Below are 16,730 nucleotides of genomic sequence, written 5' to 3' on the forward strand. Positions count from 1 at the left end.
AGACAGACTTTCAATGAGACCCTCTATGGCTGAAACACCTGCAAGCATTCTTTTGATTGATGATCACCCGCTGTTACGCCGGGGCATCAAACAGTTAATCGAGCTGGAACCCGACATGAACGTAGCCGGTGAAGCCAACAGCGGCGCTGAAGGTATTGAACTGGCGTTAAAAATAGAGCCGGATCTGATCCTTATGGATCTGAACATGCCGGAAATGGATGGCATTGAGGCTCTGAGAAAACTGCGTGAACACAACATCAGTTCCCGCATCATCATGTTTACCGTATCGGATCAGGAAGACGACGTGGTGGCCGCTTTACGTGCCGGTGCCGATGGTTACTTGCTGAAAGACATGGAGCCCGAAGATATGATCGCCCAACTGCACCAGGCTGCGGTTGGTAAACTGGTGATCAGCGATCGTCTGACCACTCTGCTCGCAGAAGCTTTGCGTTCAAACAAACCGCATAAGTCGTCTCGCCCGGACTACGACAGCCTGACACCACGCGAAAAAGACATCCTCAAGCTGATCGCTGAAGGCCTGTCAAACAAAATGATTGGCCGCAAACTGGACATCAGCGACGGCACCGTAAAAGTGCACGTGAAACACCTGCTAAAGAAACTGAACCTGCGCTCTCGCGTGGAAGTTGCCGTGTGGGCTGTCGAAGAAGGTTTGCACCGGGGCTGAGTTATATCAAATCGATCAGGCACGTGTTCGGATATTCTGCACCGGTCAAATCTACCGATGGAGTTCGACATGCGCCTGAGCCTGCCCCGGTTCCCTACCCCTTCAAGTTTACCGCCACTCCCGGCGCGCGACTTGGTCGCGTTAGTTCAGGAATATCTGCCCTCTCCCAGCCCCCTGCTCGGTGCCGTCGACAACGCTATTCCAGTGCCAATCAAACAACTGGTTGCTGAAGCGCCGCTGAACCGGCTGTTCGCCGATGCGATAGCAGAGGGGGAATTTGATGAGTTTGAAGGCCGACGAATTCGCCTTGAAATAAACGGGGGGCAACCGGGTATCACCCTTGGGTTCTGGGCAGGCCGTCTGCGTGTCATCGATGGTGCTGGCGAAGCCACCATTCGCGGCTCAATTTCCGCGTTCAGAACCTTGGCCGAACGAAAGCAGGACCCAGACCAACTGTTCTTCCAACGTCGTTTGGTGATTGAAGGGGACACCGAACTGGGGCTTGCGCTGAAAAACCTGCTCGACAGCCTGGAGTGGAACCTGCGGCTGCGGGAGCTTCTGTTGCGAACACGCTAAACACCGCTCACCGACTGCACTTCGGTCGGCGACAGTAAATCTGAACGGCTGAGTTGACTGATCGACGTTTTGCCCATGAGTGACAGGGTAAGTTCGGTTTCCAGCCGGATATTGTGCAACAGGTTTTCGACTGCGTTCTGCCCGCCGGCTGCCAGCGCATACCCCCACGGCCGCCCCATCAAACAACCATCCGCACCCAGACACAACGCACGCACCAGATCCTGCCCGGTTTGAACACCACCATCGACCAACACCTGGCATTTGCCCTCAACCGCTTCGGCTATCGTCGGCAACACATTCAAACTGGCCGGCGCGCCTTCCAGTTGTCGACCTCCGTGATTGGAAACCACAATGGCATCGGCACCAACCCCAATGGCCGCGCGCGCATCGTCGCTTTCCATAATGCCTTTTATAACCAACTTACCGGGCCAGTTTTCGCGAATCCAACCCAGATCATGCCAAGTCACCGAAGGATCAAACTGGCTTTCTACCCACGCCTTGAAATCCTCCGGTTTGCGGCCGGATGGCACCACACTAGCGAGATTGCCGAAAGTCAGCGGTTTTCCGCCGATGGCAACATCGGCCAACCAACGGGGATGGCTCACTAAATCCAGAGCTTTACGGAGTTTTGCGGGCACCGACAGATTGCCATTCATGCCGTTCCGGACATCACGATAACGCAGCCCAAGGCGCGCCAAATCTACCGTAAATACCAACGTTTTAAAGCCCGCTTGCCAGGCACGGGCCAGCAAGTCTGCGGAGAAGCCCCGGTCTTTCAACACATAGAGCTGAAACCAGAGGTTGGCATTCGGAGCCTCCCGAGCCACTTCTTCCACTGAACAAATGCCCACGGTACTTAAACAAAAAGGGATGCCTGCACTCGCACCTGCCTTGGCCGCCTGAGCCTCTCCGCGCTTGGCTAACATACCGGATAACCCCATCGGCGCCATGACCAAAGGCAAGCTGACTGGCGCGCCGACTAACTCCGTAGCGGTATCAACCTGAGCAACATCGGTCATTACCCGCTGGCGAAAATACCATTGGTTATAGGCCCGGCGGTTGTCCGCCAAAGTCTGTTCAGAGAAGGCACCGCCGTCGAGATAATCAAACAGCATGCGCGGTAGCTTTCGCCTGGCCAACAAGCGATAGTCAGAAACAGATGCGGGAGCGAGCATGGCTGGCACTCTTATTATTGGGATTACAGTCCGTTGTTTTTAGTAGAGATAACGCTTACAGCTTATCTTCTTGCACAAAGGCTTTCAGAGCAACCGCATTATTGTGCTCGGTGTCTTTTGCAGCAAAGACTAAAGTGATGCGTTTCTGTTCCGCCAGCAGGTTTTTAAAGGTTTTAAGATCATCAGAGGCTTCGTCTGCCTTTAACTCTTTGAGGTAACGCTTTTGAAATTCGTCCCATTTGTCGGGATCGTGATCGAACCATTTCCGCAGCTCGGTAGACGGTGACAGTCCTTTTAACCAATGGGCAATGTCCGCATCCTCTTTCGAGACACCTCGCGGCCAGATACGGTCAACCAGAATTCGTGGGCCGTCTGAGCGAGCAGCTGCGTCGTAGGCTCTTTTTAGTCGAATATCCATAACAGGCTCCAAACTAAAAACACAGCCCAGAGACTACTCCGTGCGCCGCCTTGTTTCAAAATTCGCCCCGAACCGCACAACCCCAAGACTGGCCCAAGCTGACTATTATCAGCCTACCCGTTCTGATAGATTTCAAGCTTTAAGAACGCATAACAACCTACCTCGCCACGATGCCCTCATGGCCCCATGCAAGGACTGAGTTCAATGAGTCTGGCCGAAAAGCTTTGTCTCACCGCCGCTTTTATCTTTTTTATGACAGGGTTATTAACCGGCATCTGGAAATACTGGTGCATGGCCACCAGCCCGAAAGCCGCCGCGCCAAGATACGTGGACATCGCGCACCGTAGCTCGCTGATGTACAGCTTTGCCGCCCTGCTACTGGGGTGGTTCGCCAGTTATAGCGTGTATGCAGATTGGGTGAATACTCTGGCAGCTCTTGGCGCTCTGGGCTTTTTCAGTTTGGCCATTGGCACCTACATCATTCACGGCATTTTAAGAGACACCAGCAACCAACTGCGCAAGCCCCACAAACTGGGCCAATCAACCCTGCCGGGGTGGCTGGTTCACGGCTTCATGATTGCATTGGTTGTTGCCGAAGTGGGTGGGTCGTTCGTGCTGGGCTCCGGTGCTCTGCTCGGGGTCTGGCAATAAAGCCAGCCCCTGTAGTAAAGGCTGCGTCAGCGTCTGACCTGATCCATGCCGGGGCGCCCGTACCAGTAACCATCGCAGGGCGGCGCTTCCACCAGCTGCAACGGATCCGTGTCTGGCATCCCGCCTCGCCGAACCTGATCGAAACGCTTCACAACCTCATCCATTCCTTGATGTTCCGGGCTCAACCGAACCGTTGACACCCCCATCCGCTCCATCTCGGGCAGTTCCCGCATCAGGTCGTAGCGTGCCCCGGACAGTGTGGAAATGCCGTTCAAACGGAAGAGCTCCTGACTCTCTCGGGAGCGCAGCTCCATGCCATCCGGGTGTTCCAGGCACCGAAATTCGCAGTTGTCTTTCGGCAAGTTGTAATGCCGTGCCGTAAAGCATCGAGACGACCAAGCTAATGGCAGGAACCCCCACGAGAAGACTTCCGCAGGTAAATCCAGCCCTTCCTGCTCCAGCTCACAAATCAGTTCGCCCAGTGTGTCCCGGCCTAATTCAACCGGCAGATTCCAACCTTGCAGGCCCTGATTGGCCAGAATCTTCAACGTGGCCGTGTTGTAGATATTCATGGAAGGCCCGGTGACAAACGGTATGCGATTCCGAACCGCCACCTGCAAGGCGCTTTGGTCATTGGCTTCCACCATGAATTCGCCCTGCTCGCAAAATCGGCGTAGCCGTCTCAAGTCGGCTTCGGACTCAATCAGCGTCAGGGTTGAGAGCACCACGTCTTTGCCGCAGGCTTTTAAATCCCTGGCAAGATCAATCCAGTCATCCGGTTTCAGTTCTCGCCGTCGGGAGCAAACGACTTCCCCCAGATAAATCGTATCAACCGGCCATTCCGCCGCCTTGGCATAAAAATCAAAGACACTTTGCTTGGACCAAAACCAAAGAATCGGGCCCAGAGATAGTTTCATCATAATCACAGCCCCTCATTTCCATTTTCGATGGTAAGCACCAATGGTGGTCAAGCCTCCTTCGGAAAGGCCAGACAAAGTATTGCGCCATGCAGGGTCAACCGTAAACATATCGGGGTGTGTATCCAGCCCATCTAAAGCCTGGCGCCAGGTACGGGCCACATCGGCAATGTAAGCCGGGCTGCGTTGCCGCCCTTCGATTTTGACCGCGCTGATGCCCAACGTCTTCAAGTCGGGCAGCAAATCCATGGTATTGAGGCTGACCGGCTCTTCGATGGCATGGTAGACACTGCCTTCAACGTCAAACCGGCCCTTACACAACGTCGGGTAGCCGGCCGATTCGCCCGGGCCATAACGGTCAATCAAAACGTCGTTGAGCCGCGATTCCAGGCCTTCACCGGTTTCTTGCCAACGCACCGCTTTGGCAGGCGAACAAGCACCGCGGGTGTTGGGAGATTCATCGGTCAGGTAGGACGACAGATAGCAGCGCCCTTCTGCCATGATGCACAGACTGCCAAAGGCAAAAACTTCCAGTTCAACAGGGCTATGCTTAGCCACGCCCCGAACCTGATCCAGCGAGAGAACCCGAGGCAACACCGCTCGGCGGATATCGAAATTGTCTTTATAAAACGAAAGCGCTTCGTAACTGGTGGCAGAGCCCTGAACCGAAAGGTGCCGTGGTATGTGCGGGTATTTATTCGCGGCGTAGTCCAGCAACCCCATATCCGCCAGGATTATGGCATCCACCCCCAGACTGGCCGCGCGATCCACAGCCGATTTCCACTGCTCCCACCCATCGGGTTGGGGATACGTGTTGATTGCGCAAAAAACTCTGCTACCTTTCGAATGAGCGTATTCGATTCCTTCACCGGCACGCTTGTCGTTAAAGTTAAGGCCGGCGAATTGGCGAGCGTTGGTGCTGTCTCGGAAACCGAGATACACCGCATCTGCGCCATGATCCACTGCGGTTTTCAGAGCGGGCAGACTTCCGGCGGGGCAGACAAGTTCCATGGCTTTCTCCACTGAAAAACGTTTCGGCACAGTAGCGTCGCATCCGCGAAATCACCTTGACCGATATCAGCGAGCCCCGCGGAGTACGTAAAGGTACGTACAAGAGATCGGTTAATACCAAAGATATCCACGATATCGGTGACCCGAATCGACTGAATCCGTACCATTAACCACAAATTAAAAATGGTTATTGAAACAACTGTCACGTAATTCACGTTGGGCTCAGGGTATCCGGATACATGTTCTTCAGACACTGCATTGAAAAGGCGATCCGGCGGTTCGACAAACTCCCCTTGGCGACCCGTGCCTTTCTGACGTTTACACCGTTGTTTATCGCCGTGGCGTGGTTATCGCTGACCAATGGTTTAGCGCTTTATCAAAGCGCTCAAAGGCTTGCCGCGCTTGAGGAAGATACCCAACACGCTGTAGATGCTGGCTTTTTGGTGAGTGCACTGCAAAACGAACGTGCCGCAAGCAGCGTCTATGTTGCAAGCGGAGGAAAACTTCACACCGAGAAAGTGATAGAAGCGCGCACAATTACAGACCAGAAGCTGGTGACGCTTAAAGCCGCTCTGGCTGAGCCCGGCCATTCCTCAGCGGAATCGAATTTTAAAGACAGCCTACAACGCCGGGCGAAAGCGCTGGCACTCTTGCCAGGCTTCCGGCAGCGCATCGATTCACTGAGCATTTCCAGCAGCGAGGTCCGTAACTACTTAACGCACCACGTTGACGCGCTGAACGAACTGATCAGCCACCTTTCAGAACAAACCAGCTTGAATCACGTTGGCCGGAAACTGCGGGCTTACTTCCTTGTCAGCCGATTAAAAGAGCTTGCCGGGCGAGAGCGTGTGCTTATTTCTGGCGCCCTGATCAGTCATTCAATTAACGAGAGTCAGTTTCAAGAGCTAATCTTTAACGCAGGGCGTCAGTTCAGCGCTCGCATGATGCTGGATACACAAACGGATTCGAGCGAGAGCCTGCAAGCGCTTTCCATTACTCCTGAAAGCCTACAATTCCGCGATCAACTGATCAAAGCACCGGACAAGACCGCTGTTTTGAAAAGCGCATCACTGCAGGATTGGATTAGCCACCAAAACAAGCGTATCGCCAATCTCAGCAAAACCGAATCCGCACTCGCGCAGGATATTCTCCAGGAAACATCACGCATGCGCGCCAATGCTCAGCGGCATTTGTGGCGCTACATTATCTTGTCGCCGCTAATTTTGGTGGGCAGTCTGGGCTTTGCGTATCTGGTATTCCGGCACATCAAAACCCAACTGCAACTCGCTGAAGCAATCTTCGATCACAGCCATGACCGAGTGACGATCGCGGATCGAAACGCCAACATCGTTGAGGTAAACAAAGCCTTTACCGACATTACCGGCTACACCCGGCGCGAGGTTCTGGGCAAAAACTCCCGGATTCTGCAGTCCGGGCGGCAAGACAAGGCTTTTTACAAGCGCCTGTGGGAACAACTAACACGCACCGGCAGCTGGCAAGGCGAAATATGGAACCGCCGGAAAAACGGTGAGTTTTACGCAGAATGGACCACCATCAGTGCCGTTAAAAGCCGAAAAGGCATCACAGATTATTATGTATCGGTGTCTTCAGACATCACGGAAAGAGCCCGGCAACACGAGGCACAACTGGAGTTCAGCGCCTACCACGACCCCCTTACCAAGTTGCCCAACGAGGCCCTGATTCGAGATCGCCTGAGGCACGCCCTGAATCTATCGTCACACAGAGGAAAAGGAGTGGTTGTGGCGGCGCTGGATATCGACCATTTCAGACAGATCAACGAACGCCATGGCCACCATGTGGGCGACCAGTTGCTCGAGATCGTTGGCGAACGCTTGCTGGCCAATTTACGCGAGGTCGATTCCCTGGCACGTACCGGCGGCGATGAATTCCTGCTGGTGTTGGAATCCGTTAGTAACATTACACTGGTCGGTCAGATTCTTGAGCGTGTCCAGAATGATCTTGCCAAACCCATCAACCTCGACGGTCAGTCAATTTCGGTGGGAAGCAGCATTGGCGCCACCTACTTTCCGGAAGACAGCTCTGACGGCGACGCCCTCATCCGTCATGCCACTCAAGCTCTGCATGATGCAAAGCGAAACGGTCGCGGGCGCTTGATCTGGTTTGACTCTGAAAAAGAGCGAAGCGAAAGCGCCTTATCCAATCTCTTAGAACAGCTAGAGAATGCACTGGAAAACGATGAACTCATTTTGCACTTCCAGCCCAAGGTCAATATGCAAACCGGTGACGTGCTTGGTTTCGAGGCCCTGCTCCGGTGGCAAGACCCCAACCGGGGATTGGTACCGCCCGGGGAGTTTCTTCCTCACATTGAGCAGCATCCGATTTCCATCACCGTGGGCAATTGGGTCATTCAAACGGCTATTGCCCAGATCGAACGTTGGAAGTCCGAGGGCATACGCACCTCCGTTAGCGTAAACATCAATTCTTTGCAGTTGCTGGCTCCGAACTTCGTGCCGCTACTGGAAGAGCAGATTCAAAGCCATCCGGGGTTTGACCCCGCAGGTCTCGAGCTCGAGATTCTGGAAAGCGCCGCAATCAACGACATTCAGCTTGCCAGCAATGTGCTTGAGCAGTGCCGGGCACTGGGCATTCGCGCCTCATTGGATGATTTCGGGACGGGCTATGCGTCGTTGAATTATTTGAAGCAGCTTCCGGCTGAAACCCTGAAAATCGACCAGTGCTTTGTCCGCGACATGCAGCATGAGGCGGGTAGCAAAGCGATCGTACGAGGCATTATCGGGCTGGCGGATGCGTTTGGATTTCAGGTCATTGCAGAAGGGATAGAAACCGAGGAACAGGGTAAAGAACTGGTCGCACTCGGTTGCCTTGCCGGACAAGGCTTCGGTATTGGCCGGCCCATGCCTGCTGCGCAGGTTCGCGAATGGCTGGCACGCTGGCACAGCGCTCAAAGCTGGTTTGATAAATAGTGGGTGTAAAAAAAAGCAGCCCCGAAGGGCTGCTGTGTCGTAACGACTGCCTGATACTAATCAGATCAAATCTTCATCCGATTTGCGGCAGTTACGGGCATCCCGCGCTACTGCGCCACAGATAACCGCCAGCACGCCTAACGTCAGAGCCGGCCATACCAGGATATACGCGCCATAAACCAATTCGTTTGTCATTTTGCACCCTCCGGGATCATATCAACAGTTTCGTCAGTGTCTGCTTCGTCGTAGCAACCGACCCGTTTTTCGATCAAATCAAAGTCAAAACGCTCTTCTTTGCTGAGCAGTGTCATTGCTGTGCAAACCACAGCGCTGGCACCGTATGCGGTGAGCGATGCCACCAATACCATGTAGTCTCGCAGGAAGCCGGTCGCAAAAATCAGCATTAGTACCAAGGTGATTGCACCCGCAATCAATCCGGCCGCACGGCCGAAGAAACCGAACACCATCATGCCGATCACCACAGCGCCGCCTGCAGACGCCAGAACTTCAAACAGCAGCACGGTCAGCCCTGTCATCTCTACCAACTCGAAACGGGCAATGCAGAAGAACGCCATGGCCACCACAACCGACCAGGTGAAGGCCGCGTTGGTGACCCGGTCCCAGAAGCAGCTGACGATGACCGGGAATACAATTGCACCCCACAAGGCACCCACAAACACCAGCATCACCAGAATATCCAGCGAGAAGCTGGCGAAAATCAGGCCAGCAACCGTGGCCACGATCATGGTGATCCGGCCAACCATCATCATGATTTTCGGGTTAGGGTTGTTCTTGGCGATATTCTTGCCGTAAACATCGGCCATCATAATGGTGGACAGCGCCGACAGGTCGGAGTCCGCCGTTGAAGACAGAGAACCGATTACCAGCACAAAGAACAGCGCCACGAAGAACGGCGACAGATAAGTGGACACCATCTGCGGAATCAGGTTGTTCATTTCGCCATTTAACGGCTCAACACCCACCGACAGCGCCATCAAACCGATCATGCCCAGCCCGATCACAATGGCACCGTAGCCGATCGTTGCGGTTACAAACGTCGATTTGATGTTCTTCTCACGCACCGCAAACAGGCGCTGGGAAATGGTCTGGTTACCAATGGCATAAGCCAATACGGCCACGAAGAAAGGCGCGCCCTGATTCATGATCGCGTCTACCGAGAACAAGCTGGCCTGCTCGTCGGTCATGCGGCTCAGGCCTTCTACCATCACACTTGGGCCACCCGCGGAAAACAGCACGGCCGGAATGATCACGACAGCGATGGCCATCAATGCCACCAGCTGGGCAAAGTCGGTAAACACCGAGGCACGGAATCCAGAGGTCAAGGTGTAAGACAACACGCCCACGCCTGCCACCAGCACACCGATTTCAAACGATAAGGGCGACAGCACAGACACCAGAGCACCTGCCGCTGTGAAGTTCACCATCAAACTGATAATGCTGCCCAACACGTTGGAGCCGGCCAGAATCAGCTGACTGGAGGAGCCGTGACGGGCATGAATAAGCTCGCCCAAGGTATGTCCGCTAGGGGCTAGTTCGCGAAAACGGCGACCGAACGGATAGATGAACAGAATCATCAGCGCGCCCCAGAAGCCGTAGTGAATCGGCCCCGACACGCCGTAGGTGTAACCAGACGTAGCCGCCGCGTAGAACGACGCAGCCCAGATCCAGGTGGCGGTCATACTGGCCGCACCCATTCCGAAACCGACCTGGTGGCCTGCCACCATAAAGCCGGACGTATCTTCCTTGTCTTTGCGGATGAGCAAAGTCAACAAGTAGGTACCGCCATAGAAGGCAGCAAGCAGTAACAGCACGGTTACTGTAGAAAACTGGGTAAATCCGTTCTCGTTCAAGACTCAACCTCTTTTCGAAGAAACAAAAATCCGCTGTCTGCCCGAACGTTTAATTTCGGTCGCCAAGAATCGAGCAGGGAGCTGTAGTTTCCGCTCAAGCGGGGCTGTTGCTTGGGGCAACAGGACGCGGGCAAAGGTGCCCGGTAGCTAAACGTAGCTAAGGAATACTAAGGCGAGGCAAAAGCTCAGAAAATTCTTTAGATGTCATGGTATTTTCAATCCTTTTAACCAGAAGCAAAACAAACTGACGACCGTTTCGGAATCCAGAGGTTGCTCTGTCTCTTGAAACGAACGCCTTCTATGTATTGAGTTTCAGGTTAATCACATAGAAGCCCAGACGTGAGGCCCAAAAACCATACGCATTTTACGGCACATTGTCTAGTCTGTAGAGGGCAGAATATTAGTGTACGACACAAACACTAACTCATATTCTTTTCCAGACTGTTCAATGGCCCAACGCAAACAGGGCCACCCGAAGGCAGCCCTGTTTATTGATTAACATCAGGTTTGTTGTGTTCAGATGATCCGGGAAAATCGCTGGCTGGCACCCTCTTTCCGGTACAGATCGAAAATCTGACAAATAGCACGAATTAACAATCTTCCTGCTGGCTGTACCTGCAAAACAGAGCCGTCGTCGGCAATCAGTTCGTCCTGGATCATGGGCTTTAAGCGCGCCAGTTCATCCGCGAAGTAGCGGTCGAAGTCTTCATTCCATTGGTCGGAAAACTGTTTGCGATCCAGGCGGAACTGGCAAATCAGTTGGCCGATAACCCAGCGACGAATACGGTCGTCCCGGCTCAGCCCCACGCCGCGTACGATGGCCAACTGCCCGGCATCAATCGAGGCTTCCCAGGACGGCAGATCATGATTGTTCTGGAAGTAAGCATCGTCGGTTTGACCAATGGCCGACACGCCTAACGACACCAGGTCGCAATCGGCGTGGGTGGTATAGCCCTGGAAGTTCCGGTGCAGCCGCCCCTCGCGCTGGGCAACCGCCAAGCTGTCATCAGGTTTGGCAAAGTGGTCCATGCCGATGTATTCGTAACCCGCTTCGAGCAACCGGTTGATGGTGTTGTGAAGAATGGTCAGCTTTTGCTGAGGGGTCGGCAGGGTGTCGGCCAGTATCCGGGTTTGCGGATAGAAGCGATCCGGCAGGTGTGCGTAGCTGAATACCGACAGCCTGTCTGGCGACATATCGATCACCGCCTCCAGCGTTTCGGCGAAGCTTTCCGGCGTTTGGTGCGGCAATCCGTAGATCAGGTCCAGATTGATTGAACGGAACCCAAGGCGGCGCGCTTCATTCAGCACACCCTCGGTCATTTCCCGCGGCTGAATGCGGTTAACCGCTTTTTGCACTTCCGGGTTCACGTCCTGCACGCCCAGGCTGATTCGGTTGAATCCCAGTTTCCAAAGGGTTGGCAGAGTGTCTTCGTCGACTTCACGCGGGTCAATTTCAACGCTGTAGTCCCGGTCGTCCCCGGACTGCAGGTTGAACAGCTCACCATAGCCTTCCATCAGATGCTGCATCACATCTTTCGGCAGGAATGTCGGCGTGCCTCCGCCCCAGTGCAGCTGTTGCACTGGCCGGTTGGCACCAAACAACTTCGATTGGATAGCCGCTTCTTTCAGAACACGCTCGACATAAGGCATGGCTTTGTCGCGCTTTTTGGTGATCACTTTATTGCAGGCACAGTAGTAACAAAGGTGCGCACAAAACGGCAGGTGGGTATACAGCGAAATCGGCCCGCCCGCAGCTTTACTGCGACCGGCAGCCTTCACCATGTCTTCGATAGAGTATTCCTGCGTAAACTCCACCGCCGTTGGATAGGATGTGTATCGCGGGCCACTGAGATCGTAACGACGAATCAGCGCCTCGTCCCAAATAAAGGCGGGCAGGTTGCTGTCTGCAGAAATCGATGAAGCCATAGTGGTCACTCTAACGTCAGGTAAAGCGGTAAACCGGAAGACAGGGATTATGCCTCAGCGGCCCGTTGTATCTATTGATACGGATCAGTGAAGCTTATCACTCGGCGTTTTAAACCAAACTTGTGCTCATGGCGTAGTTCATCTACCCCTTAAGGATAAACTTTGCCGGAGAGCCCTATGGCCAACCTCATTTTGATTCTTGGTGATCAGCTCACGACAACCCTGTCTGCCCTTGAAGGCGCTGACCAGGAAAACGACCTGATTGTGATGGCCGAGGTTCATGATGAAGCCAGCTACACCAATCATCACAAGAAAAAGCTGGTGCTCGTGTTCAGTGCCATGAGGCACTTCGCCCAGGTGTTAGAAGAGCACGGTTGGCGGGTTCAGTATCAACCCTACCACCCGAATAACCCTGCGCAGTCTCTGCAACAAGTCATCGCCACTGCGGTGCAACAGCACCAGCCGAAGCGCCTGATTACCACCGAATGCGGTGAATGGCGTTTACATCGCCAAATCAGCCAGTGGCACAAAGCTCTGGGCATTCCCGTCGAAATTCGTCCGGACACCCGGTTTATCTGCAGCCACAAAGAGTTTGCCGAATGGGCGGACGGCAAAAAACAATTGCGCATGGAATTCTTTTATCGGGAGATGCGCAAGAAAACGGGCCTTTTAATGACGCCAGACGGGCAACCGGAGGGCGGCCAGTGGAATTACGATGCAGACAACCGCAAGAAGTGGACCGGCAAGCCTCCCGCCCCCGGCCCGTTTCGGGTCGAACCCGACGACATTACCCAAGCCGTTATCAAGCAAGTGAATGAGCACTTTTCAGACCATTTTGGCACAACCGACGATTTTCACTTTGCCGTTACCGCTGATCAGGCTCAACAGGCACTCGCGCACTTTGTTGACTTCGCCCTGCCCTGCTTCGGCGACTATCAGGACGCAATGTCGGATCAGGAAGACTGGCTGTTCCACGCCATTCTTTCGCCTTATATCAACACCGGATTGCTGGCCCCATTGGATGCCTGCGAAGCCGCCGTTCGCGCCTGGCACTCCGGCCAGGCTCCATTGAACGCCGTTGAAGGATTTGTGCGTCAGATTCTTGGCTGGCGTGAGTTTGTGCGCGGAATTTACTGGCGCTTAATGCCCGATTACGCCCGTGAAAACCGCTTGGGCAACACCCGCTCGTTGCCATGGTTTTACTGGACCGGTGACACAAAAATGCGGTGCATGCACAAGGCGATCGATGCCACCCACCGAAATGCCTATGCCCACCACATACAACGCTTGATGGTCACCGGCAACTTCGCTCTGCTGGCCGGGGTCAAACCCGAGGAAATCTGTGACTGGTATCTTGCCGTCTACGCCGATGCCTACGACTGGGTGGAGCTACCGAATGTGCTCGGCATGGTGATGCACGCTGATGGCGGATATCTGGGTTCCAAGCCCTACGCAGCCAGCGGCAAGTACATCCAGCGGATGTCAGATCACTGCCAGAACTGCCACTACCGCGTTCAGGATGCCACAAGCGAAGATGCCTGCCCGTTTAACAGCCTGTACTGGCATTTCATCGATCGCCACCGGGACGATTTCGCAAACAATCATCGCATGGGCATGATGTATCGGAACTGGGACAAACAGAAACCGGAGCGGCGCGAGGCGCTGATAAAGCGGGCTGATTGGATTCTGGAGCACATAGAGGAGATATAGCGATGGTTTACCTGACGCATAAAGTGGGTAACAGTAAGCCCATTATGGTGAACGAGGTATAACATGAAAATCGGCGCACTTTCCCAACAGGCCAACGTGCCCGTCGAAACCATTCGCTACTACGAAAAGATCGGGCTCATGCCAGCCCCGGAGCGCGGGGAAAACGGATACCGAAGTTACGCCAAAGCACACCTGGAACGCCTGCTGTTTATCCGGCGGTGTCGCAATCTGGATATGGCGCAAGAAGAAATTCGTGAATTGCTTCGGCTGGCCGAAAAGCCCACCGCCGACTGTTCGGAAGTCGATGCGCTGCTCGCAAGCCACTTGTCCCATGTGCGTGCCCGCCTGAAGGAGCTGACCAGCCTTGAACAAACTTTGGTAAGCCTTCAGCGTGCCTGCGCATCCCCCGGGGCCATCAGCGATTGCGGCATTCTTGACGGCCTCAATACCGAGTTGGACAAACTCTCCGATGCGGAGCCTCACAATCATGTGCCGGGTACTCATGGGGCCGGTAACGGTCACTAAGCAGACCGTTGTTTAAAGGGCTTGACCCTGTAGCAACTACAGGGTTTTAAATAGTGACATTGATTCATTGGAGGTCACTATGGCTTGTTCCTGCTCTGCTCCTACACCCAAAACACCCGCTCCCGGCTTTCGTCGCGCTTTGTGGTTTGCCTTGTGGGTGAATCTTGCCATGTTCCTGGTGGAAGGCGTGGCCAGCCTTTCGTCCGGTTCAGTTTCACTCATGGCCGACGCCATCGACTTCTTCGGTGATAGCGCCAACTACATTCTTTCGCTTACGGTTCTTTCAATGGGCATGCTGTGGCGTGGCCGTGCGGCCATGGTCAAAGGCATTACCATGGCCCTGTTTGGCGCAGTCGTCTGGGCCCGGGCACTGTGGGTGCTGGAGGCAGGCACCACACCGGAACCTTTCACCATGGGTAGTGTCGGTTTCCTCGCACTGGTGGCCAACGTTTGCGTGGCGGTTGTATTGTTCAAGTTTCGGGAAGGCGATTCCGATATGCGCTCGGTGTGGCTCTGCAGCCGTAACGATGCCATCAGCAACATCGCCGTTATGGGCGCGGCACTGGGCGTGTTCGGCACCGGCACCGCATGGCCGGATTTAATCGTGGCCGCGATTATGGGCACCTTAGCCATCACTGCGGGGATCAGCGTGATGCGCCATGCCAAGAAAGATATTACAGAGGCCCGTGCTGAGAATCTGGCGCACGAGGCGGCAACATCGCCCTCACACAGCCACTAAAACACCCATGAAACCATCACCGGAATGAAGCCAAGGGCAAATAATGTACTGAGCAGTGTGGTACCAGCCGCCTGCTGGGGTGATGCGTCCAGCAGCGTGGCAATGACCACGGTATTGGCTGCAATCGGGGTGATGGAAATCAGAAAAATCGCCTGATGTACGGCTTGGTCGTAGATGCCCAGCACACTGGCATCCAGCCACCAAAACGCCAGTGCCAGCACCGGCCAGGACACAAACTTGCCGAAAAACGCGAGCCCGGTAAACACCGGGTTTCCGGCCAGCCCTTTGAAGCTCAGGATACTCATCCCGATAATCATCATGCCCAAGATGCTGTATGCGCCCCGCAGGTTATCAAACAGCGGCACGAACGGGTCGGGAATCCCCATCCCCGAAAGGTTCAAACCTACCGCCAGCAGAAACGCATACACCGATGGCAGTTTGGCAACACGAATCAAGGCATCGCGGATGCTGTATTTGCCCCGGGCCGCCAGATAAAACCCCACGGAGTTTTCGAACAACGTCGTGCCCAGCATGCAAACGATATAGATCGCCAGCCCATGCTCTCCAAACAGCAGAAGCGCAACCGGGATACCGAAATAGCCGGTATTACCAGTCCCCACCGTCAACGGTATGACCGCTTCACTGCCATCGTTCAGAATCTTGCGAGCGAAAACCATATGCAGCAAAGCAGTCAGCGTGCAAAACCCCATCACCAGAAACGGTAACAGAATCACCTCTGCAGACAGCGGGGCTGCCATCACCCCCGAGAACACCACAGAGGGTGTCACGATGTACAACATCATGCCCGCAATGTGCCTGCCACTGACCTCCAGATAGCGCCCCGCCACCCAGCCAAGAGCCACCGTTACGTAAAGGGGTAGAAGTTTTATAAACAGGGCCAGCGCTGCTGCCATCGTGCCTCCCGGGCAAACACAAACGAATACTACAAGCGGGGCAGTCTACCACCTACCCATGTGGAGGTAACTCCCCGGCGCAATAGAGAAACTGCTGGTCATCTTTGATAATGATCAACAGCATCACAAATACATCTTTATATCCTAGTGCCGCAGTCAGTTATTTCTAACAACCAAGGAGAGAAACCCATGGCCGAGCGCTTTACCAAAAGCATGGCCAGGAACATATACCTGGGAGGAAGTGCATTCTTCATCCTGTTGTTCTTGGCCCTGACTTTTGACACACAGCTTCGGGCTATGCCCGAGCGGGATAACCGCGACCAGATCACCGAGCAAGTCGTACACGGCAAACACATTTGGGAGACCAATAACTGCGTGGGCTGTCATTCGTTGATGGGTGAAGGTGCATATTTTGCCCCCGAACTTGCGAACGTGTTTGACCGCCGCGGCGCTAGCGATACCGAAGTATTCAAGTCTTACATGCGCGCGTGGATGAACGCGATGCCGACGAACATCCCCGGCCGCCGCCAAATGCCGAACTTCAATCTAAGCGATGAAGACATCGATGCTCTGGCCGCGTTCCTGGAATGGACGTCCAAGATCGACGACAACAACTGGCCGCCAAACATCGAAGGCTAAGGAAGCA

The 16,730-nt window shown here is 54.4% G+C and carries 16 protein-coding genes; 8 read left to right on the top strand and 8 right to left on the bottom strand.

Annotation, left to right across the window (positions count from 1 at the left end; all coding sequences use genetic code 11):
- Nucleotides 1-25 precede the first annotated feature (25 nt).
- Together narL and MWU64_RS01445 are read left to right on the top strand one after the other, a co-directional pair.
- Nucleotides 26-685, top strand: a complete 660-nt coding sequence (gene narL, locus MWU64_RS01440; RefSeq protein ID WP_247059781.1) for a two-component system response regulator NarL — start codon at nucleotides 26-28, stop codon at nucleotides 683-685.
- Nucleotides 686-754: 69 nt separating this feature from the next.
- Nucleotides 755-1,261 carry an SCP2 sterol-binding domain-containing protein gene (locus MWU64_RS01445; protein WP_247059783.1) on the top strand — a complete coding sequence of 169 codons (507 nt, stop codon included), beginning with the start codon at nucleotides 755-757 and terminating at the stop codon, nucleotides 1,259-1,261.
- Here the strand turns inward: MWU64_RS01445 and MWU64_RS01450 are convergent.
- Together MWU64_RS01450 and MWU64_RS01455 are read right to left on the bottom strand one after the other, a co-directional pair.
- Nucleotides 1,258-2,436, bottom strand: a complete 1,179-nt coding sequence (locus MWU64_RS01450; RefSeq protein WP_247059784.1) for an L-lactate dehydrogenase — start codon at nucleotides 2,434-2,436, stop codon at nucleotides 1,258-1,260. The two genes, MWU64_RS01445 and MWU64_RS01450, sit on opposite strands and share 4 nt — an antisense overlap.
- Nucleotides 2,437-2,491: 55 nt before the next feature.
- Nucleotides 2,492-2,854: a DUF488 family protein gene (locus MWU64_RS01455; RefSeq protein ID WP_247059786.1), complete on the bottom strand. Its 363-nt coding sequence runs from the start codon at nucleotides 2,852-2,854 to the stop codon at nucleotides 2,492-2,494.
- 204 nt (nucleotides 2,855-3,058) lie between these two features.
- Here MWU64_RS01455 and MWU64_RS01460 point away from each other — a divergent pair, with 204 nt between their 5' ends.
- Nucleotides 3,059-3,505 (top strand): hypothetical protein, encoded by a 447-nt coding sequence (locus MWU64_RS01460; protein ID WP_247059788.1) that lies wholly within the window; start codon nucleotides 3,059-3,061, stop codon nucleotides 3,503-3,505.
- Between the two features lie 26 nt (nucleotides 3,506-3,531).
- Here MWU64_RS01460 and MWU64_RS01465 read toward each other — a convergent pair whose 3' ends face one another.
- Together MWU64_RS01465 and MWU64_RS01470 are read right to left on the bottom strand one after the other, a co-directional pair.
- Entirely contained in the window at nucleotides 3,532-4,425 is an 894-nt protein-coding gene (locus MWU64_RS01465; protein ID WP_247059796.1) for a U32 family peptidase, read from the bottom strand.
- A 12-nt stretch (nucleotides 4,426-4,437) separates the two neighbouring features.
- Nucleotides 4,438-5,433, bottom strand: coding sequence for a peptidase U32 family protein (locus tag MWU64_RS01470; protein ID WP_247059798.1), 996 nt, complete (start codon nucleotides 5,431-5,433; stop codon nucleotides 4,438-4,440).
- A 239-nt stretch (nucleotides 5,434-5,672) separates the two neighbouring features.
- Here MWU64_RS01470 and MWU64_RS01475 point away from each other — a divergent pair, with 239 nt between their 5' ends.
- Nucleotides 5,673-8,399, top strand: a complete 2,727-nt coding sequence (locus MWU64_RS01475; protein WP_247059806.1) for an EAL domain-containing protein — start codon at nucleotides 5,673-5,675, stop codon at nucleotides 8,397-8,399.
- A 60-nt stretch (nucleotides 8,400-8,459) separates the two neighbouring features.
- On the opposite strand, the gene MWU64_RS01480 is transcribed toward MWU64_RS01475, so the two are convergent.
- The 3 genes from MWU64_RS01480 to hemN all read right to left on the bottom strand — a co-directional run bounded on the left by MWU64_RS01480 (nucleotide 8,460) and on the right by hemN (nucleotide 12,196).
- The gene (locus tag MWU64_RS01480; protein WP_227664329.1) at nucleotides 8,460-8,594 is read right to left on the bottom strand and encodes a putative transporter small subunit; all 135 of its coding nucleotides are present in this window, start codon (nucleotides 8,592-8,594) and stop codon (nucleotides 8,460-8,462) included.
- Entirely contained in the window at nucleotides 8,591-10,270 is a 1,680-nt protein-coding gene (locus MWU64_RS01485) for a sodium:solute symporter family protein (protein WP_247059808.1), read from the bottom strand. Before MWU64_RS01485 ends, MWU64_RS01480 begins: the two co-directional genes overlap by 4 nt.
- Nucleotides 10,271-10,786: 516 nt before the next feature.
- The gene (gene hemN / locus MWU64_RS01490) at nucleotides 10,787-12,196 is read right to left on the bottom strand and encodes an oxygen-independent coproporphyrinogen III oxidase (RefSeq protein ID WP_247059822.1); all 1,410 of its coding nucleotides are present in this window, start codon (nucleotides 12,194-12,196) and stop codon (nucleotides 10,787-10,789) included.
- Between the two features lie 177 nt (nucleotides 12,197-12,373).
- Here hemN and MWU64_RS01495 point away from each other — a divergent pair, with 177 nt between their 5' ends.
- The 3 genes from MWU64_RS01495 to MWU64_RS01505 all read left to right on the top strand — a co-directional run bounded on the left by MWU64_RS01495 (nucleotide 12,374) and on the right by MWU64_RS01505 (nucleotide 15,170).
- Nucleotides 12,374-13,906, top strand: a complete 1,533-nt coding sequence (locus tag MWU64_RS01495) for a cryptochrome/photolyase family protein (protein WP_247059827.1) — start codon at nucleotides 12,374-12,376, stop codon at nucleotides 13,904-13,906.
- A 63-nt stretch (nucleotides 13,907-13,969) separates the two neighbouring features.
- Complete coding sequence (cadR, locus tag MWU64_RS01500; protein WP_247059837.1) at nucleotides 13,970-14,431, top strand: Cd(II)/Pb(II)-responsive transcriptional regulator; 462 nt, start codon at nucleotides 13,970-13,972, stop codon at nucleotides 14,429-14,431.
- A gap of 79 nt (nucleotides 14,432-14,510) precedes the next feature.
- Nucleotides 14,511-15,170, top strand: coding sequence for a cation transporter (locus MWU64_RS01505; RefSeq protein ID WP_247059839.1), 660 nt, complete (start codon nucleotides 14,511-14,513; stop codon nucleotides 15,168-15,170).
- Here the strand turns inward: MWU64_RS01505 and MWU64_RS01510 are convergent.
- Nucleotides 15,167-16,084 carry an AEC family transporter gene (locus MWU64_RS01510; RefSeq protein ID WP_247059841.1) on the bottom strand — a complete coding sequence of 306 codons (918 nt, stop codon included), beginning with the start codon at nucleotides 16,082-16,084 and terminating at the stop codon, nucleotides 15,167-15,169. The two genes, MWU64_RS01505 and MWU64_RS01510, sit on opposite strands and share 4 nt — an antisense overlap.
- 189 nt (nucleotides 16,085-16,273) lie before the next feature.
- On the opposite strand from MWU64_RS01510, the gene MWU64_RS01515 reads away from it, so the two are divergent.
- Nucleotides 16,274-16,723 (top strand): cytochrome c, encoded by a 450-nt coding sequence (locus tag MWU64_RS01515; protein ID WP_133004614.1) that lies wholly within the window; start codon nucleotides 16,274-16,276, stop codon nucleotides 16,721-16,723.
- Nucleotides 16,724-16,730 lie beyond the last annotated feature (7 nt).

It is taken from the genome of Marinobacter sp. S0848L (genome assembly GCF_023016065.1).
In the GTDB taxonomy this organism is placed as follows: Bacteria; Pseudomonadota; Gammaproteobacteria; order Pseudomonadales; family Oleiphilaceae; genus Marinobacter.